This window comes from Xanthomonas sp. NCPPB 3174 (assembly GCF_056725205.1).
Genome location: NZ_CM161517.1, coordinates 2238423 through 2264573, shown reverse-complemented (window position 1 = coordinate 2264573; position 26151 = coordinate 2238423). Strand labels below are relative to the sequence as shown.

Below are 26151 nucleotides of genomic sequence, written 5' to 3'. Positions count from 1 at the left end.
TGGTGTTGTAGATAAGTAGATCACCAAACAACGTCGTGCCGTATGCCCCAAAGGTCACGGGTCGCCCACGGCCGCCAGTTTCGGAGCCGCGAAAGGTGAGGCTATACTCGGGCCGTTCCGTGTTCCCCCACGCCGGAACCCCAATCCGTCCTCCGGACCACGAAACCATGCGCACGCAGCCGCTAGCCGCTTGTTTTGCTCTGGCCGTACTCGTTTCTGTTGGGGCCGCCCCGGCCATGGCGCAGACCGCGCCGGCGCCCGCCGCTCCCGCCGCCGCCGCAGCCGCGGCGCCCGCCCCTGTGCAGGGCAATGCCGCCAACGGCCGGGTGCTCACCTACACCTGCCAGGGCTGCCACGGCGTCACCGGCTACAAGAACGCCTACCCCAGCTACCGCATCCCCAAGATCGGCGGGCAGTCGGCGCAGTACCTGACCCAGGCGCTGACCGAATACCGGCTCGGCAAGCGCAAGCATCCGACCATGCAGGCCCAGGCGGAAAGCTTCTCCGACCAGGAGATCGCCGACATCGCCGCTTTCCTGTCCACCCTCAAGTAGGCCTCCCATGCCGAACGCCGCGCACGCCTTGCGTCCCGCCCTCGTCCTGCTTGCCGCCCTGTGCCTGGGGGCCTGTTCGCAATCGCAGGTGGAATCCACCAGCACCTCCGCCGGCGACCCCGGCCATGCCAGCGGCGAGCACGGCTCCGGCTCCTCCGCCGGCCTGCCCGGCGGGCGCATCGAGGCCGGCGACAAACTGGCCCACGCCAAGGGCAAGGCCACCGGGCAGAGCTGCATCGACTGCCACGGCGCCGACGGCAACGCGCCGATCGACCCGACCTATCCCAAGCTCGGCGGCCAATACGGCGACTACCTCGCGCACGCGCTGCAGGCCTACCGCGGCGGCACCCGCACGCATCCGCTGATGAGCCCGCAGGCGGCGCAGTTGAGCGACCAGGACATCGCCGACCTGGCCGCCTACTTCGGCTCGCGCAGCAGCCAGTTGCGCGATTTGCACGGCGTGAACTGAGCGCAGCACGCGCAGGCAGCCACGCACACCGCATGACGTGCGTGGTCGCCTGTACCATGGTGCGCTGAGCAGCGGCGGCGCGGCCGCACGCGGTGCGCTCCGGATGTGCGTTCGCATCACGCTCAATCTGTCGCTCCGGCGCCATCCAACGCGAGGGCCACGCGCAGGAGCGGCTTCAGCCGCGACCGGGCTTCACCGGGAACGCCCGTCGCGGCTGAAGCCGCTCCTACGAGACAGCACGCCGTGCGCGACGGATCGTTTGGAGTTGTCTTTCCGCGGCGATGAGCCCTCTCATGGAAAGCCGTGCCGCTGAAGTCGCCCACTCAGTGCAGCCGCGTCGCTTCGCGTGCGCTGAAAGCTGGTGATGTGCGGCGCCCTCTTGTGACGCCGAGCCCGCACCCCGCCACTCAACGACTGCCGTTGTCTTCCTGCAACTCGCGCTTGAACGGGACGTTCGGCGGCGGCCGTGCGCCGGCCGGCTGCTCGTTGAGATTGGGATCGGTGATGCTGCAGCCGCCGCCCACCTGCAGGATCGAGATCACGCAGGAAATGCTGCTGGTGGTGCCGGGAATCGGGATCTTCACCGACTTGATGCCGCGCCGCACCCATTCTTCCAGCAGCGTCGCGTTCGGCAGCCAGTACTTGTCGAACGAAGTCGGCGTGTAGTCGTACGGCGGACGCTTGAGCCACTCGCCGGCCTTTTCGATGCGCTCGCGCGTCCAGGTGTCGGTCTCCGAGCCGGGCGCGCTGCGCGCCGGCGCCTGGTCGTTGCCGCGGCCATCGGCCAGGCGCACGCTGCCGTCGGCATTGAACAGGCCGCCGCCCTTGCTGGCGCCCGCACCGGCATCGCCTGGGCGATTGCGGGCGGCCGCACCCCAGTCGTCGCCGCGCTGCGGCGTGGCCCAGCCGCCATCGCGGGCGACCGGCGCAGGACCGCTGCCGGGGGCTGCGGCCTGGCTGCCGGGCGGCGCGGTGCCGGCCGCAGAGGCGGTCGGCTTGGCAGTCGCACTGGCCGCAGCGCCGGCAGCGGCGGCCGGCGCCGACTGCGGGGTCGGCGCGCTCGCCGGCGTGGTGTCCGGGCTGGCGGCCGGGGCAGCCGGCGGTGCCGGCGTGGGTGCGCTCGCGGTGGCGGTACTCGGCGTCGGCACTTCGATCTGACGCACCTGCGGCACCTCGGCACTGCGCAGCACCGGTGTCGGCACCGGCGTGCGCAGCTGTGGCGCCGGAACCTGCACCTGCGGCAACGGGGCCGGCACCTCGCGTTCGCGCACCTGCACCTGCGGCGTGGCCGGGCGCGGCACCGCGATGTCGCGCGGCCGCAGCTGCGCCACGGTCGGCACGTCGGTGACCACCTCGACCTCGCGCACCGGCACCTGCACGTCGGGCGGCACCACCGCGCGCGGCGTCGGCACCGGTACACGCACGCTCGGCGGCGGCGGCAGCACGAAATCGCGGGTGGGCGTGGGCGTTTCGGTCACCTGGAGCGGCTGTTCCGCTGGCGGCGGTGGTGGCGCACTGGCCGTGGCCGGCGCGGGCACCGGCGCTGCGGCCGCTGCCGGCGCAGGCGCTGCCGCGGCTGGCGGCGTCGGGCGCGGCCGCGCGGACGCGGCGCGCTGCGCGCGCGGCGGGGTCGGCGACGTCGCCTCCGTGGATGCGGCCGCCTCGGCCGGCGCCCCGCCGCCGCTCTCGGCGGGCGTGCCGCGGCCGACGAACTCCACCTGCACGCGGCCGGCGGCGTCCGCATCGGCGCGCGGCGGCAGCCAGCGCACGAACGCCACCCACAGCAGGAACACCGCGAACAGCAGATGCAGCAGCAGGCTGAGCAACACGGCGATGCGCCGCCACCAGCGCTGGTCGTACGGCGCCGGGTCCCAGTGCTGCCACCACAGGCGGCGGAACGCCTGCCACAGTGGCAAAGCCGGCAGGCGCGTGGTCGCTGGGGGCTGCACCGGCGGCATCGCCGCGATCAGCTCGGGGGCCGCGAACGGCCGCGGCACCGCCGGTTGCGCCGCGATCCAGTGCGCCCACGCGTATGGCAGGCCGGTGCGGCGATCGCGCAGCAGCTTGCGCGGCGTGCGCGCCAACAACACATCAAGGATGTCGGTGGCGCGCGTCACCGGCAGCGGGACGTCAGGCGGCCGAATCGCGCGGAATGTAGGGAGCGCTGCCGCTGTCGTGGTCGGTGGCGTCGCGTACCGCGGTCACCCCGGGCACGCGGCCCATCAGCGTCTTCTCGATGCCCTGCTTCAGGGTCACGTCGGCCATGCCGCAGCCGTGGCAGCCGCCGCCGAAGCGCAGCAGCACCACGCCATCGGCGGACACTTCCTGCACCGCCACGCGGCCGCCGTGCTGGGCCAGCTGCGGATTGACCTCGTTCTCCACCACCCAGCGCACCCGCTCCACCAGCGAGGCCGCCTCGCCCGGGGCTTCGCCCTTGATCTTCGGCGCCTTGATGGTGAGCTGCTGGCCGGTGCCCTGGGTGACGTAGTCGATTTCGGCGCCGTCAAGCCAGGCGACGCTGTCGGCCGCCACGTACAGGGTGAAGCCGGCGCAGTCGATCGCCCATTCGTCGCCGGCCAGGTCCGCCGGCTCGGCGAACTCCAGCCGCGCATCGGCGCGCGGGGTGCCGGCATCGACCGCGCTCAGGCGCACGCCCATGCCGGGCACGGCCTCGCGTTCGAGCAACTTGCGGAAATGGGCCTGTGCGTTGTCTGAGATCTGGATCATGCGGGTATTCTAGACCCTTCCACGCCCTGCGCTCATCGCGGGCGGTATGTTGATCGGCCCTGTCCGTTCCACCGCAGAGACCCTCCATGAACGACCTGATCCCCCTCGCCCAGGCCCATTGCTCGCCCTGCAAGGGCAGCGAGTACAAACTGACCCAGGCGCGCGTCGCTGAACTGCTGCCGCAGGTGCCCGGCTGGGAAGTGGTGGAGAACGGCACTGCGATCAGCCGCACCTTCCGCTTCCCCGACTATTACCGCACCCTGGCCTTCGTCAACGCCCTGGCCTGGATCGCGCACCGCGAGGACCACCACCCCGACCTGGGCGTGCACTACGACCGCGTGGTGGTGCGCTATTCCACCCACGACGTGGGCGGCCTCAGCGAGAACGACTTCATCTGCGCCGCCAAGGCGTCCGCCCTTCCGGAATGATCCCGATGACCGCTACCGCCCGCCGCCTGCTCCCCCTGGCCTGCCTGAGCGCTGTGCTGCTCAGCGCCTGCGGCCAATCCCAGCAATCCCAGACACACACCGTGGCCCAGCCGCCGACCGAGGTCGCCGCGGTGAAGACGCCGCCACCGGACTACCCGATCGACGTGGCCTGCGCCGGGCTCGGCGGCACCGTGGTGCTGAAGGTGGTGGTCGGCGTGCAGGGCAAGCCGACCGAGGTGGACGTGGTCACCGGCAGCGGCCAGGCCAAGCTGGACGCCTCGGCACAGGAGGCCGTGCGCGGCTGGACGTTCAAGCCGGCCACCCGCAACGGCCAGGCAGTACCGTGGACCATCCAGGTGCCGGTCAACTTCAATCCGCCGCAGCCGCGCCCGGACCGTTGCTTCGCGCTGGACGCGCAGGCGCACAAGGCCGGCTGAGCCACGAGGCGCGCAGCGCGCGCCTTCACGCGACACCCGCAGCGCGCCGGGTTTGATCGACGCCTCTTCTTCGGAGCCGCCGGCGTATGCTGGACATCCCACTGCACAACGTCCTGGTCGCGCTCGCCGTGACCCTTGGCGCCGGCCTGGCCACCGGCCTGGGCAGCGTGCTGGTGCTGTTCAGCAGAGGGCCCAATCCGCGCCTGCTCGCCTTCGGCCTGGCGTTTTCCGCCGGCGCGATGGTGTACGTGTCGCTGACCGAGATCCTGGGCAAGTCGATCGCCGCCTTCAGCGCCGCCTTCGATCCGCGCCTGGGCCAGGCCTACGCCACCCTGGCGTTCCTGGCCGGCATGGTGCTGATCGTGGCGATCGACCGGCTGGTGCCCAATCCGCACGAAAGCCTCAACAGCCGCGATCCGCTGTTCCGCGACGACAACCGCGCCTACGTCAAGCGCGTCGGCCTGCTCACCGCGGTGGCGATCACCGCGCACAACTTCCCCGAGGGCCTGGCCACCTTCTTCGCCACGCTGGAAAGCCCGGCGGTGGGCATGCCGCTGGCCTTCGCCATCGCCGTGCACAACATCCCCGAAGGCATCGCCATCGCGGTGCCGGTGCACTACGCCACCGGGCGCAAGTCCTATGCGTTCGCCGCCAGCCTGCTGTCCGGCCTGGCCGAGCCGATCGGCGCGCTGATCGGCTACGTCGCGCTGGCGCGCGTCCTGTCCGAGGCGGTGTTCGGCGCGGTGTTCGGGCTGATCGCCGGGGTGATGGTGTTCCTGGCCCTGGACGAATTGCTGCCGGCGGCCAAGCGCTACGCGCAGGGGCACGAGACGGTGTACGGCCTGGTCGCAGGCATGGCCACGCTGGCGCTCAGCCTGGTGCTGTTCCGCCTGTCCGCGCCGGCCTGATGGCAGCGGCTGGCGCCGGCTGAACGCGCGCTCGCTGGCCTGCGCGACAGCGCTGCGCAGAAAGGTCGCAGACACCCAAGGCGGCGCATGCTGCGGCCACCTTCGCCCCGCTCGATGAGGTGTCGCATGGATCTCCGCCCCTTTCCTCCGGCCAGGCTGGCCCTGTTCACCGCCCTGAGCGTGGTGGCACTGGGCGCCTGTCAACGACAGGATGCGCCCGCCCCCGCGGCTCAGGCCGATGCGCCAGCCCCCGCCGCAGCGCCCGCACCTGCCCCCTACGTCCCGCCCACCGCCGACCAGCTGTATCAACTGGTCGCGCCGATCGCGCTGTTCCCGGACAAGCTGCTGGCGCAGACCCTGGCCGCCTCGGTGTATCCGGACCAGGTGGTGTCGGCGCAGGACTGGCTGCGCAACAACCGCACCCTGTCCGCCACGGACCGCCTGCAGGCGGCCGCGGCGCAGCCTTGGGATCCCAGCGTCAAAGCGCTGACCGCCTTTCCCGACGTGGTCGACCAGTTGGCCGGCAACGGCGACTGGACCCGCGCGCTGGGCGACGCCTACGCCCACGATCCCAACCAGGTGCTGGACGCGGTGCAGGTGATGCGCCAACGCGCGCAGGCGCAGGGCCACCTGCGCAGCACCCCGCAGCAGCGCGTGCAGGTGGTGCAACGCACCGTGGTGGAGCCGGCCCCGGCCTATGCCGACGCGGTGCCGCCGCCGACCCGCACCATCGTCATCGAACCGGCGCAGCCGGACGTGGTCTACGTGCCCCGCTACGATCCCGATGTGGTCTACGGCGCACCGGTCAACGTCTATCGCGAGTACCGTTACCGCCCGCCGCGCCCCTACTACGACACCGGCGACCTGGTCACCGCCGGCATCATTTCGTTCGGCGTCGGCGTGCTGGTCGGCGATGCGCTCGAACATCACCACCACAGCGTGTTCGGCTGGCTGGAACCGGCGCCGCCGTGGCACAGCTGGGGCTGGAACAACTGGGGAGTGAACTGGAACGCGCCGCCGTCGGCACCGAACTACGTGGTCTACCGCAACAGCGTGTACGCGCCGCGCACCACCATCATCAACAACCACTACGACAACCGCAGCTACGTGCACAACGACTACCGCGGTGCGCCGCCGCCGGCCGCGCCGATGGGCGGTCCGGGTGGGCAGCAGGCCTTCGCTGGCGCGCGTGCACCGGCGGGGGCTGCGATGGCCGCTGCGGCGATGGCGGCGCGTGCGCCGGCAGCGGCGTTCGGGCCGGCGCGCGCGCAGCCACCAGCGATGCCGCAGACCATGCCGCACTTCACCAGCCAGATGCTGCAGGCCGGCCGCCCGGTGGCGGCGATGCCGCCGCCGGCGCAGCGCCTGCCGGCGCCGGGTACGCCAGCGGCCATGGCCGCCGCGCGTGACCAGCGGCTGCTGCCCGGTTTCGCCCAGCGTGCCGCGGCACCGCAACGCAGCGTGGCGATGGCGCAGCCGAATGCGCCACGCATGGCGCCGTCGATGCCAGTCCCGCAGTTCCATGGCCGGCCGGTGCCGCAGGCGCTGACGCCCACGCCGGCGGCGCGCGAGGCGGTCGCCAATCATGGCGGTCTGCCCACGCCGCGCTTCGCCGAACCGCAGCGGCGCGGCGACCCCGGCATGCAGCCCACCGGCTTCGCCCGCGACAACCTGGCCCGCGAGATGGCGCGTGCGCAGCCACCGCGAGAGGCGATGCCGGCCGACGCGCCGCGCGCCCAGGCCTGGCATGCGCCGGCGCCCCAGCGTGAGGCGCGCGCGCAGGAGATGCCGCGCGAGACGATGCGCGCGCCGATGCCGGAACCGCGCCAGGAGCAGCGTCAGGAACAACACCAGGAACAGCGCGTGGCCCGGTTCTCCCCATCGCCGCGCATGCCCGAGCCGCGGCCGGCCGAGTCGCATCCGGCGCAACGACCGGCGCCCGCCCACCACGATGGGCACCACGATCACGACCATCACGAAAGCTGAGGCAACGCGGGGGCGGCGGCAGGCCGCTCCCGTAAGCCTGGTTCAGCCGAGGCGGTTCAGCGCCTCGGCCAGTTCGTCGGCCAGCGGTGCGTTCAATAGATAAGGTGTCTTGCCGTCGTCCAGGCTGAACTCCAGCGAGGCGGCATGCAGGAACAGGCGCTTGAGCCCGATCTGCTCGCGCAGGCGCTTGTTGACCGCCAGATCGCCGTACTTGTCGTCGCCGGCGACCGGATGCCCGAGATGCTGGGCATGCACACGAATCTGATGGGTGCGGCCGGTCTCGATCCGCACCTCGCAATAGGAATGCCCGCCGCGCCGCTCCAGCACCCGGAAATGGCTCAGCGACGGCTTGCCGGCCGCGTTCACCTGCACGTGGCGCTCGCCGCCCTGGCGCAGGCCGATGTGCAGCGGCGCGTCCACGCTCATGGTGCCGTCGGGCATGCGCCCGACCAGCAGGGTCAGGTAGCGCTTGTTGATGCCGCGGCCCTGGACCCGGTCGTCCTCGCGCATCAGCGCCTGCAGTTCGGTCAGCGCCGAGCGCTTCTTGGCCACGATCAGCAGTCCGGAGGTGTCGCGGTCGAGCCGGTGCACCAGCTCCAGCGACTGATTGGGACGTAGCGCACGCAGCGTCTCGATGGCGCCGAAACTGATCCCGCTGCCGCCGTGGCTGGCGACGCCGGATGGCTTGTTCAGCGCCAGCAGCCGCGCGTCCTCGTAGACGATCGCCGCCTCGAGCCGGGCCATGAACGCATCCGGCGGCGCGCTCTTCTCGCCCTCCTCGGTCAGCCGCACCGGCGGGATGCGCACCTCGTCGCCGGCCTCGAGCTTGCGCTCGGCCTTGGTGCGGCCGCCGTTGACCCGCACCTGGCCGCTGCGCATCAGCTTGTAGATCAGGCTGCGCGGCGCGCCCTTGAGCTGGCCGAGCAGGAAATTGTCTACGCGCTGTCCGGCCCTGTCTTCCGGGACCTTGAGAATGCGCACCGCGCTGGTCGCGACATCGCGCGGCTTCGGAGGGATCGGGGGGGAAGTCATCAGGCAGTTTATTCTGTTACACTCGGGGGGCGAGATAAGGGTTTGATTTCGTTGGAAGTTAGTTGAGGGCCAGAAGCCCGGCTTACGACGATTCCGGCACAGTGCGCGACCACCGCCCCCGGGGCGGCCATGTTAGCGGCTCACCGGCCTACCCGGCCATCGCCGGATGCCGCAAGCGTCCGCGCTGAACATGCCCCGTGCGGCGCCCAGCCTGGCTGGTGGAGTCGCCGCCGGTCCTGAACCACCTAAAAGCAAAAAGCGCTCCCGCGGTTCGCCGTGGTGTCGTAGCGCTGGAAACCCAAGACGCCCACCCCGCGCCTGCGCGATGGGCGACGAAGCGTGACCAGAAGCGAAACCCCATGGCGTTCCGCGCGGTAGCAGCGCGAGGAACGCAACAATGAAGCGAATGCTGATCAACGCCACGCAGGCGGAAGAACTGCGTGTGGCCATCGTGGACGGCCAGACCCTGTACGACATCGACATCGAGCAGCCGTCCAAGGAACAGAAGAAGTCCAACATCTACAAGGGCCGCATCACCCGGCTCGAACCCTCGCTGGAAGCGGCCTTCGTCGAATACGGCGGCGAGCGCCACGGCTTCCTGCCGCTGAAGGAAATCTCCCGCGATTACTTCCAGGCCGGCGTCGACCATAACAAGGCGACGATCCGCGAACTGCTGCGCGAGGGCCAGGAAGTCGTGGTGCAGGTGGACAAGGAGGAGCGCGGCAACAAGGGCGCGGCCCTGACCACGTTCATCTCCCTGGCCGGCCGCTACATGGTGCTGATGCCGAACTCGCCCAGCGCCGGCGGCGTCTCGCGCCGCATCGAGGGCGAGGACCGCGCCGCGCTGAAGGAAGCGCTGGACAAGCTGAACATCCCCGACGACATGGGCGTGATCATCCGCACCGCCGGCGTCGGCCGCGATGCCGAAGAACTGCAGTGGGACCTGGACTACCTGCTGCAGGTGTGGAAGTCGATCGCCGAGGCCGCCCTGGCCAAGCCGGCGCCGTTCCTGATCTACCAGGAATCGCGGCTGATCATCCGCGCCCTGCGCGACTACCTGCGCGCCGACATCGGCGAGATCCTGGTCGACACCGAGGAGATGTACGGCGACGCCAAGGAGTTCATGCAGCAGGTGATGCCGCAGAGCCTGCGCAAGCTCAAGCACTACACCGACGACATCCCGCTGTTCAACCGCTTCCAGATCGAGTCGCAGATCGAGGCCGCCTACGAGCGCAGCGTGCGCCTGCCCTCCGGCGGTTCGATCGTGGTCGACCAGACCGAGGCGCTGACCGCGGTGGACGTCAACTCCTCGCGCGCCACCAAGGGCAGCGACATCGAGGACACCGCGTTCCAGACCAACCTGGAGGCGGCCGAAGAGGTCGCGCGCCAGCTGCGCCTGCGCGACCTCGGCGGCCTGGTGGTGATCGACTTCATCGACATGGCCTCCAACAAGCACCAGCGCGAGGTCGAGAACCGCCTGCAGAACGCGCTCAAGTACGACCGCGCGCGGGTGCAGATCGGCCGTATCTCGCGCTTCGGCCTGCTGGAGATGAGCCGCCAGCGCCTGCGTCCGTCGCTGGGCGAGTCCAGCCAGATCGTCTGCCCGCGCTGCGACGGCCACGGCCGCATGCGCAGCGTCGAGTCGCTGTCGCTGTCGATCATCCGCGTCGCCGAAGAACACGCGATGAAGGAAAACACCGGGCAGGTGCTGGTGCAGGCCCCGGTGGAGATCGCCAACTACCTGCTCAACGAGAAGCGCCGCGCGCTCAGCGAGATCGAGAAGCGCCACGACGCGCCGATCGTGATCGTCGCCGACGAGCAGTTGCACACCCCGCACTACGAAGTGACCCGCCTGCGCGAGAACGAACTGGGCGAGGAAAGCACCAAGCCGAGCTACCAGCGCGGCACCCCGCGCAAGTTGCCGGTGCACGCGCTGACCAAGGCGCAGCTGAACATCCCGGCACCTGCGGTGACCAATGTGAAGCACTCGCAGCCGGCCCCGGTACGTGAAGTGGTTGAGGAACCGGTGGCCGCCCCGGCGCCGACGCCGGTGGCTGCGCCGGCCCCGGTCGCGCCGCCGGCCACCGGCGTGGTCGGCTGGCTGAAGCGCATCTTCGGCGCCGGCGACAGTCCGGCCCCCGCCCCGGCCGCGGCCGAGCCGGCCCAGCGCCAGCGACCGCAGGACGGCAACCGCAACCGCAACGACCGTGGCGATCGCAATGACCGTAATGCCCGCCGCGACGGCAACCGCAACGGCGGCCAGGGCGGCAATGCCGCACGCGGCAACGGCAACAACGGTGGCGGCAACGCGCGCCGCGACGAGCGCCGCGCCGGCAATGGCAACGGTGGCGCCGCGCCCGCCGGGCAGCAGAACCAGCAGCCCAAGGCGCCGCGCAACGAGCAGGCCGCGCAGCAAGCCAAGCCGCAGCAGCAGCCGCAAACGCCGAAGCCGCAGAAGCAGCAGCAGCCGCAGAACCCGCCGCGCCAACCGAAGCCGCAGCAGGAGCCGGCGCAGGCCGCCGTGCAGGGCGACAAGCCGCAGCGTCAGCCGCGCGGCGACGAGGCCGTCGCCAAGCAGCAGGCCGCGCCGGTCGCGGCCGCTCCGGTGACGCCGGCGCAGGACGCCACCACCCTGGCCGCCGCGGCGGTCGCCGGTGGCGCGATCGCCGCGACCCAGGAGCCGGCAGCGGCCGTCGAGGCCGCCACCCCGGCACCGGTGCAACCGGCACCGGCCGCCGCAGCAGACAGTATCGATGCGCGCGAAAGCGCCGCGGAAACCGCACAGGCCGTGCCCGCTGGCGAAGGCGCCGAGGGTGAGGACGGCACCGGCGACGCCGGCGGCCGCCGCCGTCGTGGCCGTCGCGGTGGCCGCCGCCGCCGCCGTGGCAATGGCGAAGCCGGCGCTGCCGGCGATGCCAGCGGGCTGGACGATGCCGACCTGGATGCTGGCGACAGCGACAGCGATGGCGAAAGCGCGCAGGCGCCGAGCCGCAGCCAGCCGGAGTTCGACTTCGACGACGACGCTGCCTCCGACGCGCCGGCGCCCAAGCCGCAGTCGCCCGCGCAGGAAAAGCGCGAGCCGCAGGAAAAGCGTGAGCCGCGTCGTGAGCGTGCAGCCGCCGCCAGTGCACCAGCACCGACCGATGACGCAGCCCAGGCCCCCGCGCCGATCACCGCCGACCCTGTGCCTGCGCCGGCCACCGCACCGATGCAGCCGGCCGCTGCCGATGCCGTGATCGCATCGCCTGCGCCGACCGCTGCAGCGCAGGGCGTCAGCACTGCCGCCGTGGCCCACGCCGATACCGTGGTGGCTGCGGCACCGGCTCCGGTCGCCGCGACCACGCCGGTTGCGCAAGAGACGGTCGCCGCCGAGCGCGCGGCAGCGCCGTCCGAGCCTGCAACCCCCGCCGTCGCGCCGGCCGCGCCGCAGCAGCCGCAAGCGGTCACCGCGTCCGTCGAGCAACCGACCGCCGCCGCCGTCAAGGCGCCGGTCGCGGAGCCGGAGGCCGCGGATGCCACGGCGACAGTCGAGGATCCGGCGAGCGTGACTGCACCGGCGACGGCTCCCGTCGCGCCGAGCGCAGCGCCGACCGCCGCGCCCGCCGTTTCCGCGGAACCGCCTGCCGAGGAAGCCGCGCCGGTGCAGACCACCCTGCTCGACGCCTTCGCCGAGGCGCCGGCGCAGGTCCCGCAGAGTGGCGAGGCAGCGGCCGCAACGCCGACCGAGCCTGCATCTGCCCCGGCGAGCGACAGCAGCGCCGCGGTCGCCACGCCGGCCGCGCCGACGCAGGCGCAGGTCGCGGCTGCAGACGAAGCGGACAAGAAGGAACGTGCCGCCGCGGCTGCGCAGTCCGCAACGCATGCGCCGCATGCCGCGGACAAGGCGGACGGCGACGAGCACAAGGATCGCGGCTGATCCACGCGCGTTCCGTTGCAGCAGGAAAAAGCGGCCTTCGGGCCGCTTTTTTCATGGGCGCTGCGGAGGACGCGCAACGCAGCAGTTCAAAACGATCACCTGCATGCGCGAAATCTTCAACGCATCCCGTTCGCGCCGCCATCCCGTAGGAGCGGCTTCAGCCGCGACAGGCATGACCCGCCATGCCTGTCGCGGCTGAAGCCGCTCCTACGAGAGCAAATGGTCGCGCACGTGATGCGTGCAAGGCGGCGACTGGAGTTGTCCTGAAGATGCCCCAACACCTGCACGCCCACGTCGTTGCAGGCTTGCTGCAGCAGTGCCTGACGCATGCGCGAAGAGCGCCTGCGCCTCCTCCACCGCGCTTGCGCCAAGTCATGCCGCGGCGGCACCCAGCCATCCCGACCGCGGCACTCGCGAAGGCACGGGACCTCGGCGAAGCCGGCGAACGCTTGGTCGCAGTCGATCCACCACGAACAAGTCCCCTCGTTCGCGCAAGCAAAACGCAAGAGCGGCCCGAAGGCGGCTCCCATGCAGTCCGACCAGTCCCGGCGATTACAGCGGGTGCGCCGGATCCAGCAATCCGTATTGCGTGGCCAGGCGCGCCAGGGCGATGTTGTCCTGGATCCCGACCTTCTCGAACAGGCGAGCCTTGTGCGTGTTGACGGTCTTGGCGCTGAGGCTCAGGCGCTTGGCGATGTCTTCCTGGCGCAGGCCGCGGGTCAGCAGCAGGGCCACTTCCAGTTCGCGCGGCGACAGCGCGTCGAACGGCGAACCGCCGCCTTCCAGATTGGCCAGCGCCAGGTTCTGCGCGATGTTGGCGCCGAGGTAGCGCTTGCCCATCGCCACGTCGCGCACCGCGCGCAGCAACTCCTGCGCATCGCCGGCCTTGCCGACATAGCCGGAGGCGCCGGCTTCCAGCAGGCGCTTGGGCAAAGGGCCGTCTTCCAGCACCGACACGATAATGACCTTGGTGCCGTGGTCGCCCTTGACGATGCGCTCGGTGACTTCCAGCCCGCTGACGCCTGGCATGTGCAGATCGCACAGGACGATGTCCGGCTTCAGCTGCCGGATCTGCGGGAGCGCATTTTCGCCGCTGTCTGCCTCGCCGACGATCTCGATATCCGTTTGATTCGACAGGATCAGCTTCATGCCCGTCCGGACAAGAGCGTGATCATCGACCAGAAAAACCCTGATGGCCATCTCGTATAACCCCAACGCAGCGGATACCGCACCATCCAGACTATCTGCGTGAATTATTCAGGGCAAGACGAATTCGTAGACAAACGACGACGCTTCACGGGGTGCTCATTCGCACCTCGCGAAACGTCATGATGGCGTCATCAAAACCCTGCCGAGCTTACTCAAGGCTCGGCACGCAGGGTCGAGTGACCTGCCTGCGCTTTCCTCGGAAGGCGCGCGACGGTCCCTGCGTCAGGCCGAGGCCAGTATGCTGGTGCGGCCATAAAAGCGTTATCAGGACAATCCTGATCTCACGTCAGAATTATCTGACCCTCCCCCTTCCCGCTTCCGGACACCACCCCGCTGCGGATCCCGGACAGGCCCGGCGAAATTTTCCGACGCTCGCGTCGGAAATGGCCGATGCGGCCTCCCGCACGCGGCGCAGCCACGACATGCCTAGTCGCCTGCGGCACACTGCCCGGGTGAACACGATCCGCCCCTACGTCACCCAGGACTACGCCGCCTGCCTGGCGCTGTTCGACAGCAACGTCCCGCAGTTCTTCGCTCGCACTGAACGCACCGACTTCGAACGCTTCTTGGAGCACGACGCCGGCGCCTGGCACTACCTGGTCATCGTTCGCGCAGGCGCGGTCGTGGCCTGCGGCGGCCACGCGCTGAGCGTCGACGGCCGCGTCGCCAGCTTCGGCTGGGGCATGGTCGACCGCCGCCTGCACCGCCAGGGCCTGGGCCGCGCCTTGACCGAGGCGCGGCTCGACGCCTGCCGACGCAGCGCTGGCGTGACGCGGATCGAACTGGACACCAGCCAGCACACCCGGGCGTTCTACGCGCGCTTCGGCTTCGGCGTCGAACGCGTGGTGGTGGACGGCTATGGCCCGGGGCTGGACCGCTGGGACATGGCGCTGGACCTGGACTGCGCGCGCGGCTGAAACCGATCGCGCCTCGCAAAGCCGTCAGGCAGCCAGCGCGTAACGACGGCAGTGCTCCAGATAGCCGGCCTCGTGATGGCCGGCGAGCGCGACCACGCTCTCCCAGAGCCACGACGGTGCGTCGATGGCCTTGCGCCGATCGGCGTTCAGCAGTTGTAGCCACCCGGCGCGCGTCCCCGGCTTCATCTGCCGCGCATGCGCCTTGCCGACCACGAAGGCGAGATAGCGCGCCGAGCGCACCGCCTCGGCGTGATTGAACTGGTCGACTTCGAGTTTCAGATCGCGCGGCGAGAGCTCGCGAATGAACAGCGAGCGGCCCAGCATGTGCACCGGCATCATCCTGCTGCCCAGATAGGGCGACAGCGCCCGCGCCGCGGCGGTGACGCGTTCGGCGTTGTCCGCCGGCATCCGCGCATCGGGCGCCGCCGGCGCGATCGGCGCGACCGCCTCCTTCAGATCGACCAGCGCATAGGACCAGTGGCCCTTGCCGGTCTTCAGCGCGACGATCGCCGCGTAGCGCAGCAGGCCCAGCGAACTGCAGCCCTTCATCCAGTACGCCGCATCGACCAGGCGCACTTCGCGATCCTTGGGTTTCCCCTTCAGCGACAGCACCATCTGCGCCACCTTCGGATCGGCGAACAGCCGCTCCAGCGCCTCGCGCTCTTCCGGCGCCAAGGCCCAGAACTTCTCGCCCAGCGGGATGCGCGGCTCCACCGCCTGCAGGCGTTCCTTGGCCAGATGCCGCCAGCGCCGGCCGAAGGCCTCGCGGCGGATGCTGCGCACGGTCTCGGGTTCGGCGCCCGGATGCTCGCGGGTCGGGTCGGCGATCGCCGCGCCGTAGCCGTCGATCATCGCTTCCATCATCCGCGCCGTGGTGACGCCGGGCAGGTCCGAGCCGCGCGCCGCGGTGGCCAGCGACAGGCCCAGGCGGATGAGATCGTGCGCGGGGTTGCCGATCACGCCCTGGTCGAGGTCGCGGATCTGGATCTCCACGCGCCCCTCGCCGTCGGCGACCGGGCCGAGGTTGCCGAGGTGGCAATCGCCGCAGATCCAGATCGCTGGCCCCATCGGCACGCGCCGCGCCGCTGGCGACGCTGCCAGCCATTCGTAGAACCTGGCGGTATTGCCGCGCACGTAGGCGTGGGCGGAGCGGGCCATCTTCAGGGTGCGCTTGTCTTCGAGAATCGTGGGGCGTTCGGCGAGGCTTGGCATGGCGGGGAGAACCGATGCAATGGGCGTGGGGGTCACGCGCGGCGGCGCAGACGCTAGCAGAGCCGAGCGGAATGGTCCGTGCACGGCGGCCGCGGCGGCAACGCACTCCGTGTCTCCGGATCACGCGCGTTCGACACGCATGCAATCGCGCGGCGATATCGCGCGACTTCGCAAGGTTTTTATGTTCCGTTGCAGCCGCTGAGCGAACCGACGACGGTCGGTTCGCCCGCTTCCCCGGTGCCGCTGCGGCGCCAGGCACGCGTCGCCAGCGAATGCCCGGCGTCGACGTGATCTTGATCACGCCCCCGGCTATGCTCCGCGCACCTCACATAACTTAGGGAGAAGTTCATGCGTCTGACCGTGCCGGCAACGCTTGCCGTGTGTGTGTTGCTCGCCGCCTGCAGCAAGGGCGGCGACAAGAACGGCGACAACGTCGCCATGTCCAACGCCTCGGTCGCCGACGTGGCCAAGGTGCAGGCGGCCAAACTGCAGCCCGGCCAGTGGGAGATGCGGATCGAACAGGTGAGCAGCGAGACCAGCGGCGGTTCCGGCAACATGCCGCAGATGCCGAAGATGCCACCGAGCACCGCCAAGGTGTGCCTCACCGCCGAGCAGATCAACGATCCTGCCAGCCTCTTCGGCAGTGCCTCGCCGATGCAGAAGAACTGCGTGTACGACACCTTCAGCATGAAGGACGGCAAGATCGACGCGAAGATGCATTGCACGATGGGCGACATCAAGGTCGCCGGCACCAGCACCGGCACCTTCAGCGCCACCGAGATGGCCTCCGAATCGCACTCCACGATCACCGGCCTGCCGGGCGGCGTGTCGATGAAGACGCACATGAAGATGGACGGCAAGCGCCTGGGCGAGTGCCAGCCGGGCGACATCAAGGCTGGCGACACCAAGGCGCCGGCTGCCGGCTGAGCATGCTTGTCCCTGAAGGCGGCGCCCGGCGCCGCTTTCCGGGATGTCGCTGTCCTGTCCAAAACGCCGCGATGGTGACCCGTCGCGGCGTTTTTCATGGGCGCGTCCACGCGCTTGCAGATGCTCGACCCACCGCTGACCACGCGCGGCTGTGCAGCGAAGGCAATGGACTGTTCATGCCTGGTTGCAGGCGGATCGATTGATGTAGGTCGCCCACGCCAGTCTCCACTCCACAGCACTGCCGCCCTTTGCGGGCGCACCGTGCCGAACCACAACCAACAGGAGACACCATGCGCAACGCCCTTCTGGCCACGCTGATCGCGCTCGCGGGTGCCCCCGCCATGGCGAGCGCACGCACACCGGCGCCGGATTGTCACGCGGTGATGCTGGCCGCAGTGCAGGACGACATGCACAACACCTGGAACAAGGGCCAGACCGTGCCGGTGGACATCGCGCGCGACACGCCGTCGGGCGGTGCGTTCTGCACGCATGGCGGCAGTTGCCTGCCGCGCAAGGTCGCCGGCCACGAGGCGGTGCGCCTCGCCGATTGCAAGATCGGGCCGTCGATCGGCGACGGAGACTCCCGATTGATTGCATTGCCGCGTGCGCACAAGCGCTGAATCTCCAACGTGCGCCAGGAGTGCCGACCATGAAACGTCCATTGCGACTGGCAGCGCTGTGCTGCCTCGCGTTCGCCTGCGTGTCCGCAGCGAACGCACAACCCACGATCCGGGTCGCGGTCTATCGCGGCGCTGCCGGCTGCGACGACTGCTCCGAAACCGCCAAGGACGCGATCGAGGCGCTGAGTCCGCAGTACCAGGTCGACATCATCGGCCCGAAGGAGGCGCAGGACGTCACGCCTGCCACCCTGCGCGGCTACGCGGTGTATGTGCAACCGGGCGGCGGGCAGGACATTCCGGTCGCGCTGCAGGCGATGGGCGAGCGCCGGATCGCCGCCATCCGCGACTTCGTCGCGCAGGGCGGCGGTTATCTGGGTCTGTGCATGGGCGCGTATCTCGCCGACGACACCAACATGGGCCTGATCGGCGACGATCTCGATGGCGAGGTCGGGCGGCGCGGCTTCCCCGTCACCACCATCGATGAGGAGGCCGTCGCGGTTCGCTGGAAGGGCCAGCCCGACAGCGTCTTCTTCCAGGACGGCCCCTACTTCCCGCAGAGCACCCAGGGCGGCTTCCGCGCGCTCGCCACCTACGCCAACGGCGACGTGGCCGCGGCCCGCTATAGCTTCGGCCGCGGCACCGTCGTCCTCAGCGGTCCGCATCCCGAGGCGGACCGGAGCTGGTTCGAACAGGCCGAGATCCCGCTGGACAGGATGCCCAGGACGCCGGTGCTGCGGGCGCTGTTCGACGAGTTCGCCACGCGGTCGTCGCAACCGTCATCTGTCCGTGTCGACCGCTAGAGGCAGAAGCCCCACACAGGCCGGACTACTTCAACGCCCGCCAACTCCGCCCGGCACGGAACGCGCGCTCCAGCGTCGCCGCGAGCAGGCAGATCTTCAGCGTCTGCGGCAGGATGCCGTCGCCCGGATCGCTGGGCGTGCCCAGCACCACCGACAGCTGATTGGCAATCGCCTGCCACACCACCTGCGGGTGCGGGCCGATCAGCCGGGTCAGGCCCATCCAGGCCCAGGCCGAGGCCCAGTCCAGGGCGCGATACAGCACGATCAGCGTCACCAGCGCCGCCAGCCCGGTCGCGCCGGCCAGTTGCACGCTGTTGGCCGCGGCGCGATAGCGCGAGACGGTGCCGGCCCAGAAATGGCCGATGAAGTCGCGCAACCAGGTCGGCAGTTTTCGCCACAGTCCCAACGTACCGTCGACCTTGCTCGACCACTTGGCGGACGCATTCCATTCGGCATTGTGGACGTCGTAGCGGTAGATCAACGCGGCCAGCGCCAGCCAGACCACGGGCAACAAGCCCGAGAAGAAGATCGCCACCAGCGTGTCCGCCACACCCGGCGGCGCCTGCTCCACCGCGCCAGGCAACGCGGCGTGGGCGACGCCGATCGGATGGCTGATGCCCTGCCACAGTTGCTGGCCGAGATCGGCGATGCGCAGATGCGCCAGCCAGCGGAACACACCGCCCTTCCATTCGGTGAGCACGTACATGCCGACGAAGGTCCAGCCCGCCTCGCACAGCACGATCAGCACGTTCCAGGCCGGATGCGCGCTGCGCTGCTTCTGTTTTTTCGCCGCGCGCCGGATCAGCCACAGCAGCGCCACCGACGCCGCCAGCCACCAGCCGCCCGACACCTCGAACAGCGATCCCCGATAGGTCGGATCGAACGGATTGAACTGCCCCAAGCCCTCGCGCCCATAGGCGCGGATGGTCTCGCCGAGAAAGCCCCAGGCGGCGTAGTAGGCGAAGAACGGCACGAGCGCCTGCGAGACGATGGTAGACAGGCGGCGCCAGCGCGCCCTGCCCTCGTCCTCTGCCGTCGTCGCATCGTTCTGTTCGGCCAGCGCCGCGCTGGCTATTCCCGGCAAGGCCGGGCGCAGCGTTTCGAACAGCAGGACGAAGATCACCAGCTTGACCAGCACCACCAGGGTCAGCGACAGCAAGCCGGCGAGCCGGTTCTGATAGCCGATCCACACCGCAGCTTGCAGCAGCAGTTCGTTGAGCAGCACGCCGGCCAGTGCCACGGCGAGCAATTGCGGCAAGTAGCGGAACCACAGCCGCAGCGTGTCGCCGATCAACCCCAGCGGCCCGCCGCGCAGCGCCATTTCGGTCATGGCGTTGCTCCTCTCGCGAAACGCAGGTAACGCGGACGACCGCCGCGCGTGCTCACGGTAAGTTGCAGCTGCGCGGCCACCGCACGCGGCACCAGATAGTAGCCGTCGATCGCCAGCGGCACGCCCGGCTTGGCCGCGAACACGGCCAGCCCATCGCAGGCCACGCCGGGCGGTTCGCCCGGCTTGGCCAGGGCACGCTGCAACAGGTCCGGCACGGTATCGATCGCAGTCCACGACCGGCCAGTGCCATCGACCAGCTTGAGCGTGCAATCGCTCCATTGCGCGCCGGCGGCGCCGGGCACCAACGAGAGGCGCGTGCGCACGAAGGTGCGGTCGGCGGGCAGACCTGGCTCGAACGGCAGCACGTCGACCGATACCAGTTGGACGGCGGCACTGTCGTACTCCATGGTCTGCGTCATCGCCACATCGATCGGTCGCCATTCGCGCGCGCGCAGCAGTTCCCGCGCATCGCGCCAGCCGATCGCGGCCATCGTGCACGTCACCAGCACGGCCAGCGCCACCAGCGCGAGCCAGCGCATGCGCCGCTCGGTAACGGCCGGGACCACACCGCGGTCAGAGGCGTGCATGCAGCGCATCCAGATCGAGCACATCGGTGACCGCCGTTGCGGGCGGGAGCGGCGGATAGCGCACCTGCGCCTCGGCCGTCAGCTGCGGGTCGCGGTCTTCCGACAGCAGCAGCGTGCCGCCGGCCCTGGCGAGCGCGGACGGCAGTTCGAACACCAGCACGTCCTTGCGCTGCAGCCCGGGCTGCAGCGTCTTGATCGACGACAGCACCGCGTCGCCCATCTCCGCGCGCCCGCTGGCGCGGTAGCGGCGGCCGTCGGGCGTCGCCCAGACCCGGCCATACACGCGTGCGGTCGCGCGCGCGACCTTCGACCGCACCGGCACCACCAGCCACACGCCGCCACTGTCGCGCTGCTGCACCGCGCCCGCCACCTTGAAGCGGATGGTGCGCGCGAGTTGCGGCGTACCGGCGTCCACGGCCAGATTGTCGGTCTGCACCCAACCGTCCGGCGCTCCGGACACCACGATCGGTCCGATGATGCGCTCGTAGCGCGGCATCGTCCAGCGCATCCCGGCAAGCAGCACGAAGCCGAGCAGCAGGATCGCGATGGCGGAAAGCCGCTTCACGGCGCACCTGCCCCAGTGTTGGAACGCGACGCATCAAGCGGCAACTCCACAACCCCGACCGGATGCGGATCGGTCCATATCGGCTGCGCGTAGAGATTGTCGAAGGCCTTGAAGGTCCTGGCGGTGATGTCGAAGCGCGCGCGGCGAGCCACCTGTTCCGTCGCCGGATAGGTCCAGACCAGAGCGATCTGTTCCGGCAGGCCCGGTTGCAGTTCGGTGGTCGCCGCGCGATCGCGCAAGAGATAAGCAGTCGGCCGCACATCGGCCCCGCGCGGCGGAGTCTTCAACGCCACCGCCTGCACCAGCGAGCCACTGGTCTGCGTGGTGCGATTGGTGGCCTGAAGATACAGCACGATGGCCTTGCGACCGTCGCGCGACACGGTGTCGCCATTCGGTAACCGGTCACTGGTCTCGACGTGATCGAAGCGCAGCGACCACTCGCCTGCGGCAACGTCCTTGCCAGCCTGCAGCGCGGGCGGCACCGGCACATCCTTGGCCTCGAACAGGCCGATGCCCCACCCCACCACGATCGCGGCAATGCCACCGATCCCGGCCAGCATCCGTGTCCGCCACTGTCCTAGAGACGCTTTGCTCGCCAAACCGGGTGACCCTTTTGGACGCTCGGCCGGACGGTAGCACCGGGTTGCGAAGACGTGCAACCCGCAACTGAATGCAGAGAAACAGTATTCCGTCCGCACTGTAGATCCTACTTCCAGACCTACTCGCAGATGCTCAAGCGAGAGATAAGGCGCTCATCGCGGATCCGGCGGCGCGGATGCCTAGTCTGAGCGCTCGAAATCGGGGCTAACGTCATCTCGCCCAAGGGCCGATGGGTGCGCTTTCATCAGCCACTCGGCTACCAGAAGATTCGGTAGCCAGCATAACCAGGCAATCGCCCGATAGGCCACGACAAATTCGATGCCCAAGACAAACGTCGAGAAAGGCAAGTAAAGACGCAGCGTTACCGCAGACAGGGTCAAGGCGAACGAGCGCATCATCCAGCGCCGATGCTCAGCCAGCCGACCTGTCAGAACCTTGCGCAGCGCGATGGCCGTTGTCGCCATCCACGCGATTCCAAGCGCACCGAACCCCGCGCCAGCGACAGGCCCGGTGGATATCCCGGCAGCCAAAAACAGCGCGGAGAGGCCTCCGACCATGCAACCGGCGACATACACGCGTCCGGTCGCCCGATGCCACCCCGGGTGACGCAGACGAAGCCGGCGAACGAACTGCAAGGGCCCACAGAGCAGCGCCGTCGCGGCGCTGGTCGCGTGCACGATCAACCATGGATGCACATGCCGGTTGGCTGCGACCCCAGGTGGCACCGGACCTCGGTCGAACAGATAGCGATAGGACAGCAGGGCGACCATGCCGCTCAACACAGCGAGCACGCCCCATGCATAGCCCGACCGTCTGGATTTCGCTGTCGTGCTTGCCTGCGACCGATACGCCGAATGCATCACGCTGCTCCCTGGAGTGACAAATGCGGCCATGGGCCGGACTTCAAGCCGCGGCATGTCCGCCACGTCCTTCAAGTGCAACACTATCGGTGCCGGGCAGCCGAGCCCATGTTCGATCGTCGAAACATCTGTCGCTATCGTCCAGACATGACCGACCCGCTTTCCGACATCCTCACCCTCGTTCAGCTCAACTCGTATGGATTTCGCGGGTTGGACGCTGGAAGCGACTGGGGACTGCGTTTCCCACCAGCCGACGGCATCCGATGCTTTGCCATCGATTCGGGGGAATGCAGGATCGTGCTGCAGGACGCCCGCTCTCCTATCGCCTTGGAACCGGGTGATGTGATTCTTGTGCAAGGAGGAGCCGCCATGCAGCTGTATGCAGGCGCCCCCGTGACGTGGCAGGACGCCATCTCGTTCCTGACACAGGTGCCGCCTGGCCACGTCGCTGAACTCAATGGCGGCGGGGTTTGTCGAGGCATCGGGGGTTTCTTTTCGTTGCGCGGCCAACATGCTGCGGCCATCCTTTCAGCGGTACCGCCGGTGGTCCACATTCGGTCTCAAGATCACAAGGCGGCGCTTCAAGCCAGCGTACGGCGCCTCATCGTCGAACTGCGCGAACCTCGGCCAGGCAGCGATCTGCTCGCTGGACACCTTGCGCAGGCGCTGTTGATCGAGGCCTTGCGCGCCCATCTGGAGACGGGCCAGCAGCAAATGGGATGGCTGGCCGCGCTCGGCGTGCCCGCACTGCATCGTGCCCTGACGGCCATGCACGCGAACGTCAGCCATCGGTGGACGGTCGCAGAATTGGCCGCCGCCGCACGGATGTCGCGCTCCAGCTTCGCCGCCCATTTCGAGCGCGTCACCGGCGAGACACCGATGGATTATCTGACCCGGTGGCGCATGGCCCTGGCGTCTCATCGTCTGCTGACGTCGACGCTCTCGGTCGGTGCGATCGGCATGTCTGTCGGTTATTCATCTGAAAGCGCGTTCGCGGTTGCATTCAAGCGCAACTTCGATGCATCCCCCAGCCAGTATCGCGCGCAATCGGTAGCGGCCAAGTTCTGACGTTGTGGGTGTCTTTAGGACGCAAACACTGAGGAGGTCTCACCGCACTAGATCAACGCAGGCGTCCCGCCCTTAGGCTTCGCATACGCCATCACGCCTTGACTGCCAGTGTGGCGGAGAGAGTGGGATTCGAACCCACGGAAGGTTTGACCCTTCGCCGGTTTTCAAGACCGGTGCCTTAAACCGCTCGGCCATCTCTCCGTTTGCGAACGCGGCGGTAACCAACAACCACCGGCACAGGCGCGCATTTTCGCACGCCCGCGTCGGTTTTGCTCGACCGACCTGCTCGGCCGGCGTCGCGATCAACCCGCCTCGACCGCCATCGCGCCCAGGGTCGAGTGCCGCGCCTTGGTGCGCTCGGGGCAGTTGCCGCCGCAGTCCAGACGCGAGGCTTCGATCTGGCGCGGCAGGTGTTCGGCGAGGAAGTCGATGAACACGCGCACCGCCGGCAGCAGGCCGCGGCGCGAGGCGAACACGGCATGGCAGATGCCCTGCGGCAGCGACCATTCCGGCAGCACCACTTCCAGTTCGCCGTTGCGCACGGCTTCGGCGCAGACGGTCTCGGGCAGCAGGGTGATGCCGAAGCCGTCCTTGACCATCGACTGCAGCAGCGGGAAATCGAAGCCGGCCACGCGCGGCTGCAGGTCGACGCGGCGCACTTCGCCGGCCGGGCCGTGCAGTTCCCAGCGCTGCCGCGCCTCGTCCTCGCTGATGCTGAGGGTGACGTGCGAGGTCAGTTCCTCGGGATCCTTGGGGCGGCCGGCGCGGTCCAGGTACTTGGGGCTGGCGACCAGCAGTTCCTGCACCTGGCCGAAGCTGCGCATCACCAGGCTGCCGTCGTCGTCCAGGCGCGAGCGCACGCGCAGGGCGACGTCGTAGCCTTCGTTGATGATGTCGACGCGGCGGTTGCTGATGTTCAACTGCAGCCGCACCTTGGGGTACTGGTCGAGGAACATCGGCAGCAGCTTGGGCAGCTGCATCTGCGCCAGCGACACCGGCACGCTGACCCGCACCAGCCCGCGCGGCTCGGCGCTGAGCCGGTCGACGACTTCGCGCGCGGCCTGCGCCTCGGCCAGCATGGTCTGGGCGTGGCGATGCACGCTCATGCCCAGGTCGGTGACGGCGAAACGGCGCGTGGAGCGCTGCAGCAGACGCACGCCCAGATCGCTCTCCAGCTGGCTGATGCGGCGGCTCAGGCGCGACTTGGGGATGCCCAGGGCGCGTTCGGCGGCGGCGAAGCCGCCGTGGTCGACCACCATGGCGAAGTAGTACAGATCGTTGAGGTCGTGCATGTTCTTTCGATATTTAGAACGATGGGGACAATCGGATCCGATTCATTCTACTCCTACAACGATTTGCGCTGCAGGACGCCGGTCGCGCTCGCTCGGTGGCTCAGGCACGGAGGTAGACGCGCGCATCGTAACCCTGACCGGGCTAGCGCAAAGTGACGGATCAGGGCGTTTGGCGCACGCGGAACGCCGTTTGCGGCGAGTGCGGCGAGTGCGGCGAGTGCGGCGGGTGCGGCGGGTGCGGCAGCAAGGAATACCTGCGGATGCCCTGCCCTGCCCGGGCCCAGTCGAGGACATGAGGACGCAGTCGGGAGCCGACTGCATCGCGGCAGCTCGCCTGCAACACGCAGTCGCGCAAGACGCGTCGCCGCAACCACGACAACGCTAGGATCGCCCGGGACCAACGCCCCGGGCTGGCGGCAATCAGCCGATCCGCTCGGCACCGCCCATGTACGGGCGCAGCGCGTCGGGCACGGTGATCGAGCCGTCGGCGTTCTGGTAGTTCTCCATCACCGCGATCATGGCGCGGCCGACCGCGGTGCCGGAGCCGTTGAGCGTGTGCAGCAGTTCGGGCTTGCCGGTGGCGGGGTTGCGCCAGCGCGCCTGCATGCGCCGCGCCTGGAAATCGCCGCAGTTGGAGCAGGAGGAGATCTCGCGATAGGTCTGCTGCGACGGCAGCCAGACTTCCAGGTCGTAGGTCTTGCTGGCCGAGAAGCCCATGTCGCCGGTGCACAGCAGCATCTTGCGATACGGCAGGCCCAGCGTCTCCAGCACCACTTCGGCGCAGCGGGTCATGCGCTCGTGTTCGGCGGCGCTGTCTTCGGGGCGGCACACGCTGACCAGTTCCACCTTCTCGAACTGGTGCTGGCGGATCATGCCGCGGGTGTCGCGGCCGCCGCTGCCGGCCTCGGAGCGGAAGCACAGCGAGTGCGCGGTCATGCGCAGCGGCAGGCGCTCGGCCTCGACGATCTCGTCGCGCACCAGGTTGGTCAGCGAGATTTCCGAGGTGGAGATCAGGTAGCGCTTCTGTTCGCCCAGCGCGGTGGCGAACATGTCTTCCTCGAACTTCGGCAACTGGCCGGTGCCGTACAGGCTGTCGGCGTTGACGATCACCGGCACGTTGGTTTCCTGGTAGGCGTGCGGGCCGGTGTGCAGGTCCAGCATGAACTGCGCCAGGGCGCGGTGCAGGCGCGCGATCGGCCCGCGCAGCACGGTGAAGCGCGCGCCCGACAGCTTGGCCGCCGACTCGCCGTCCAGCCAGCCGTGGCGCGCGCCGAGTTCGACGTGGTCCTTGACCTCGAACTCGAAGCTGCGCGGGCTGCCCCAGCGCTGCAGTTCGACGTTGTCGGCTTCGTCCTTGCCCACGGGCACGTCGGCCTGCGGCAGGTTGGGAATCTCCAGCGCCAGCGTCTCCAGTTGCGCGCGGATCTCGTCCAGGCGCTGCTCGGAGGCCTTCAGCTCGTCGCCGAAGCCGGCCACTTCGGCCATCAGCGCGCTCGCGTCCTCGCCCTTGGCCTTGGCCTGGCCGATCGCCTTGGAGCGGCTGTTGCGCAGGCTCTGCAGTTCCTGGGTCCGCACCTGGATGCGCTTGCGGTCGGCCTCCAGGGCCTCCAGGACGGCCACGTCCAGCGCATAGCCGCGGCTGGTGCGCAGGCGCTCGGCGAGGTCGGCGGGCTGTTGGCGAAGCAGAGCGGGATCGAGCATGTGCGC

24 protein-coding genes and 1 tRNA gene are annotated in these 26151 nt (G+C 69.4%); 12 read left to right on the top strand and 13 right to left on the bottom strand.

The features are described 5' to 3' along the window. Positions 1 to 167 precede the first annotated feature (167 nt). Positions 168 to 554 (top strand): c-type cytochrome, encoded by a 387-nt coding sequence (locus AC1PK7_RS10080; protein ID WP_481100692.1) that lies wholly within the window; start codon positions 168 to 170, stop codon positions 552 to 554. Between the two features lie 7 nt (positions 555 to 561). Beyond that, positions 562 to 1023, top strand: a complete 462-nt coding sequence (locus AC1PK7_RS10075; RefSeq protein WP_010342878.1) for a c-type cytochrome — start codon at positions 562 to 564, stop codon at positions 1021 to 1023. 407 nt (positions 1024 to 1430) lie between these two features. On the opposite strand, the gene AC1PK7_RS10070 is transcribed toward AC1PK7_RS10075, so the two are convergent. Together AC1PK7_RS10070 and AC1PK7_RS10065 are read right to left on the bottom strand one after the other, a co-directional pair. Further along, complete coding sequence (locus AC1PK7_RS10070) at positions 1431 to 3140, bottom strand: transmembrane repetitive protein (protein ID WP_481100691.1); 1710 nt, start codon at positions 3138 to 3140, stop codon at positions 1431 to 1433. A 13-nt stretch (positions 3141 to 3153) separates the two neighbouring features. Next, positions 3154 to 3750, bottom strand: coding sequence for an NfuA family Fe-S biogenesis protein (locus AC1PK7_RS10065; protein ID WP_019800223.1), 597 nt, complete (start codon positions 3748 to 3750; stop codon positions 3154 to 3156). A gap of 86 nt (positions 3751 to 3836) precedes the next feature. Between AC1PK7_RS10065 and AC1PK7_RS10060 the strand changes: the two genes are divergently transcribed. The 4 genes from AC1PK7_RS10060 to AC1PK7_RS10045 all read left to right on the top strand — a co-directional run bounded on the left by AC1PK7_RS10060 (position 3837) and on the right by AC1PK7_RS10045 (position 7509). Next, positions 3837 to 4178 carry a 4a-hydroxytetrahydrobiopterin dehydratase gene (locus AC1PK7_RS10060; RefSeq protein ID WP_010343877.1) on the top strand — a complete coding sequence of 114 codons (342 nt, stop codon included), beginning with the start codon at positions 3837 to 3839 and terminating at the stop codon, positions 4176 to 4178. 5 nt (positions 4179 to 4183) lie between these two features. Beyond that, positions 4184 to 4615 (top strand): energy transducer TonB, encoded by a 432-nt coding sequence (locus AC1PK7_RS10055; RefSeq protein ID WP_010343878.1) that lies wholly within the window; start codon positions 4184 to 4186, stop codon positions 4613 to 4615. A gap of 86 nt (positions 4616 to 4701) precedes the next feature. After that, the gene (zupT, locus tag AC1PK7_RS10050; RefSeq protein ID WP_481100690.1) at positions 4702 to 5523 is read left to right on the top strand and encodes a zinc transporter ZupT; all 822 of its coding nucleotides are present in this window, start codon (positions 4702 to 4704) and stop codon (positions 5521 to 5523) included. A 126-nt stretch (positions 5524 to 5649) separates the two neighbouring features. Continuing rightward, complete coding sequence (locus AC1PK7_RS10045; RefSeq protein ID WP_481100689.1) at positions 5650 to 7509, top strand: DUF3300 domain-containing protein; 1860 nt, start codon at positions 5650 to 5652, stop codon at positions 7507 to 7509. Between the two features lie 42 nt (positions 7510 to 7551). Here the strand turns inward: AC1PK7_RS10045 and AC1PK7_RS10040 are convergent, their stop codons facing one another. Further along, entirely contained in the window at positions 7552 to 8541 is a 990-nt protein-coding gene (locus AC1PK7_RS10040) for an RluA family pseudouridine synthase (protein WP_481100688.1), read from the bottom strand. Positions 8542 to 8947: 406 nt separating this feature from the next. On the opposite strand from AC1PK7_RS10040, the gene AC1PK7_RS10035 reads away from it, so the two are divergent. Next, positions 8948 to 12457, top strand: a complete 3510-nt coding sequence (locus tag AC1PK7_RS10035) for an Rne/Rng family ribonuclease (RefSeq protein WP_481100876.1) — start codon at positions 8948 to 8950, stop codon at positions 12455 to 12457. A 552-nt stretch (positions 12458 to 13009) separates the two neighbouring features. On the opposite strand, the gene AC1PK7_RS10030 is transcribed toward AC1PK7_RS10035, so the two are convergent. Next, on the bottom strand, positions 13010 to 13657 hold the full coding sequence (locus tag AC1PK7_RS10030; protein WP_010342586.1) for a response regulator: 648 nt from the start codon (positions 13655 to 13657) through the stop codon (positions 13010 to 13012). Positions 13658 to 14118: 461 nt separating this feature from the next. On the opposite strand from AC1PK7_RS10030, the gene AC1PK7_RS10025 reads away from it, so the two are divergent. Beyond that, a complete protein-coding gene (locus AC1PK7_RS10025; RefSeq protein ID WP_481100875.1) occupies positions 14119 to 14583 on the top strand; it encodes a GNAT family N-acetyltransferase in 465 nt (154 codons plus the stop codon). Positions 14584 to 14607: 24 nt separating this feature from the next. On the opposite strand, the gene AC1PK7_RS10020 is transcribed toward AC1PK7_RS10025, so the two are convergent. After that, positions 14608 to 15795, bottom strand: a complete 1188-nt coding sequence (locus AC1PK7_RS10020; protein WP_481100687.1) for a DUF2252 family protein — start codon at positions 15793 to 15795, stop codon at positions 14608 to 14610. 348 nt (positions 15796 to 16143) lie between these two features. Between AC1PK7_RS10020 and AC1PK7_RS10015 the strand changes: the two genes are divergently transcribed. The 3 genes from AC1PK7_RS10015 to AC1PK7_RS10005 all read left to right on the top strand — a co-directional run bounded on the left by AC1PK7_RS10015 (position 16144) and on the right by AC1PK7_RS10005 (position 18142). After that, positions 16144 to 16722, top strand: coding sequence for a DUF3617 domain-containing protein (locus AC1PK7_RS10015; protein WP_481100686.1), 579 nt, complete (start codon positions 16144 to 16146; stop codon positions 16720 to 16722). Positions 16723 to 17012: 290 nt separating this feature from the next. Beyond that, complete coding sequence (locus AC1PK7_RS10010) at positions 17013 to 17342, top strand: hypothetical protein (protein WP_481100685.1); 330 nt, start codon at positions 17013 to 17015, stop codon at positions 17340 to 17342. 29 nt (positions 17343 to 17371) lie between these two features. Beyond that, positions 17372 to 18142 (top strand): BPL-N domain-containing protein, encoded by a 771-nt coding sequence (locus AC1PK7_RS10005; protein ID WP_481100874.1) that lies wholly within the window; start codon positions 17372 to 17374, stop codon positions 18140 to 18142. Positions 18143 to 18167: 25 nt separating this feature from the next. Here the strand turns inward: AC1PK7_RS10005 and AC1PK7_RS10000 are convergent, their stop codons facing one another. The 5 genes from AC1PK7_RS10000 to AC1PK7_RS09980 all read right to left on the bottom strand — a co-directional run bounded on the left by AC1PK7_RS10000 (position 18168) and on the right by AC1PK7_RS09980 (position 22117). Next, a complete protein-coding gene (locus AC1PK7_RS10000; RefSeq protein ID WP_481100684.1) occupies positions 18168 to 19472 on the bottom strand; it encodes a hypothetical protein in 1305 nt (434 codons plus the stop codon). Continuing rightward, complete coding sequence (locus AC1PK7_RS09995; protein ID WP_481100683.1) at positions 19469 to 20059, bottom strand: hypothetical protein; 591 nt, start codon at positions 20057 to 20059, stop codon at positions 19469 to 19471. The genes AC1PK7_RS10000 and AC1PK7_RS09995 overlap by 4 nt, the downstream gene beginning before the upstream one ends. Beyond that, complete coding sequence (locus AC1PK7_RS09990; protein WP_481100682.1) at positions 20046 to 20624, bottom strand: hypothetical protein; 579 nt, start codon at positions 20622 to 20624, stop codon at positions 20046 to 20048. The genes AC1PK7_RS09995 and AC1PK7_RS09990 overlap by 14 nt, the downstream gene beginning before the upstream one ends. Next, on the bottom strand, positions 20621 to 21184 hold the full coding sequence (locus AC1PK7_RS09985) for a hypothetical protein (RefSeq protein WP_481100681.1): 564 nt from the start codon (positions 21182 to 21184) through the stop codon (positions 20621 to 20623). The genes AC1PK7_RS09990 and AC1PK7_RS09985 overlap by 4 nt, the downstream gene beginning before the upstream one ends. A 219-nt stretch (positions 21185 to 21403) precedes the next feature. After that, positions 21404 to 22117, bottom strand: a complete 714-nt coding sequence (locus AC1PK7_RS09980; RefSeq protein WP_481100680.1) for a DUF2306 domain-containing protein — start codon at positions 22115 to 22117, stop codon at positions 21404 to 21406. Between the two features lie 114 nt (positions 22118 to 22231). On the opposite strand from AC1PK7_RS09980, the gene AC1PK7_RS09975 reads away from it, so the two are divergent. Next, positions 22232 to 23152 carry an AraC family transcriptional regulator gene (locus AC1PK7_RS09975; protein ID WP_481100679.1) on the top strand — a complete coding sequence of 307 codons (921 nt, stop codon included), beginning with the start codon at positions 22232 to 22234 and terminating at the stop codon, positions 23150 to 23152. Positions 23153 to 23263: 111 nt separating this feature from the next. Here AC1PK7_RS09975 and AC1PK7_RS09970 read toward each other — a convergent pair. The 3 genes from AC1PK7_RS09970 to serS all read right to left on the bottom strand — a co-directional run bounded on the left by AC1PK7_RS09970 (position 23264) and on the right by serS (position 26145). Further along, positions 23264 to 23353 (bottom strand) — tRNA-Ser (locus tag AC1PK7_RS09970). A 101-nt stretch (positions 23354 to 23454) separates the two neighbouring features. Continuing rightward, entirely contained in the window at positions 23455 to 24444 is a 990-nt protein-coding gene (locus AC1PK7_RS09965; protein ID WP_010342573.1) for a LysR family transcriptional regulator, read from the bottom strand. Between the two features lie 420 nt (positions 24445 to 24864). Further along, positions 24865 to 26145, bottom strand: a complete 1281-nt coding sequence (gene serS / locus AC1PK7_RS09960; RefSeq protein ID WP_481100678.1) for a serine--tRNA ligase — start codon at positions 26143 to 26145, stop codon at positions 24865 to 24867. Positions 26146 to 26151 lie beyond the last annotated feature (6 nt).

Excerpts from the sequence above, each read along its gene's own strand:
- AC1PK7_RS10005 (WP_481100874.1), top strand. The coding sequence starts at position 17,372 with ATGAAACGTCCATTGCGACTGGCAGCGCTGTGCTGCCTCGCGTTCGCC.
- AC1PK7_RS10060 (WP_010343877.1), top strand. The coding sequence starts at position 3,837 with ATGAACGACCTGATCCCCCTCGCCCAGGCCCATTGCTCGCCCTGCAAG.
- AC1PK7_RS10000 (WP_481100684.1), bottom strand. The coding sequence starts at position 19,472 with ATGACCGAAATGGCGCTGCGCGGCGGGCCGCTGGGGTTGATCGGCGAC.
- AC1PK7_RS10045 (WP_481100689.1), top strand. The coding sequence starts at position 5,650 with ATGGATCTCCGCCCCTTTCCTCCGGCCAGGCTGGCCCTGTTCACCGCC.
- AC1PK7_RS10065 (WP_019800223.1), bottom strand. The coding sequence starts at position 3,750 with ATGATCCAGATCTCAGACAACGCACAGGCCCATTTCCGCAAGTTGCTC.
- AC1PK7_RS10015 (WP_481100686.1), top strand. The coding sequence starts at position 16,144 with ATGCGTCTGACCGTGCCGGCAACGCTTGCCGTGTGTGTGTTGCTCGCC.
- AC1PK7_RS09995 (WP_481100683.1), bottom strand. The coding sequence starts at position 20,059 with ATGCACGCCTCTGACCGCGGTGTGGTCCCGGCCGTTACCGAGCGGCGC.
- AC1PK7_RS10030 (WP_010342586.1), bottom strand. The coding sequence starts at position 13,657 with ATGGCCATCAGGGTTTTTCTGGTCGATGATCACGCTCTTGTCCGGACG.
- AC1PK7_RS10040 (WP_481100688.1), bottom strand. The coding sequence starts at position 8,541 with ATGACTTCCCCCCCGATCCCTCCGAAGCCGCGCGATGTCGCGACCAGC.
- zupT (WP_481100690.1), top strand. The coding sequence starts at position 4,702 with ATGCTGGACATCCCACTGCACAACGTCCTGGTCGCGCTCGCCGTGACC.
- AC1PK7_RS10055 (WP_010343878.1), top strand. The coding sequence starts at position 4,184 with ATGACCGCTACCGCCCGCCGCCTGCTCCCCCTGGCCTGCCTGAGCGCT.
- AC1PK7_RS10080 (WP_481100692.1), top strand. The coding sequence starts at position 168 with ATGCGCACGCAGCCGCTAGCCGCTTGTTTTGCTCTGGCCGTACTCGTT.
- AC1PK7_RS10035 (WP_481100876.1), top strand. The coding sequence starts at position 8,948 with ATGCTGATCAACGCCACGCAGGCGGAAGAACTGCGTGTGGCCATCGTG.
- AC1PK7_RS09975 (WP_481100679.1), top strand. The coding sequence starts at position 22,232 with ATGACCGACCCGCTTTCCGACATCCTCACCCTCGTTCAGCTCAACTCG.
- AC1PK7_RS10075 (WP_010342878.1), top strand. The coding sequence starts at position 562 with ATGCCGAACGCCGCGCACGCCTTGCGTCCCGCCCTCGTCCTGCTTGCC.
- serS (WP_481100678.1), bottom strand. The coding sequence starts at position 26,145 with ATGCTCGATCCCGCTCTGCTTCGCCAACAGCCCGCCGACCTCGCCGAG.
- AC1PK7_RS09985 (WP_481100681.1), bottom strand. The coding sequence starts at position 21,184 with ATGCTGGCCGGGATCGGTGGCATTGCCGCGATCGTGGTGGGGTGGGGC.
- AC1PK7_RS10010 (WP_481100685.1), top strand. The coding sequence starts at position 17,013 with ATGCGCAACGCCCTTCTGGCCACGCTGATCGCGCTCGCGGGTGCCCCC.
- AC1PK7_RS09965 (WP_010342573.1), bottom strand. The coding sequence starts at position 24,444 with ATGCACGACCTCAACGATCTGTACTACTTCGCCATGGTGGTCGACCAC.
- AC1PK7_RS09980 (WP_481100680.1), bottom strand. The coding sequence starts at position 22,117 with ATGGCCGCATTTGTCACTCCAGGGAGCAGCGTGATGCATTCGGCGTAT.
- AC1PK7_RS10020 (WP_481100687.1), bottom strand. The coding sequence starts at position 15,795 with ATGCCAAGCCTCGCCGAACGCCCCACGATTCTCGAAGACAAGCGCACC.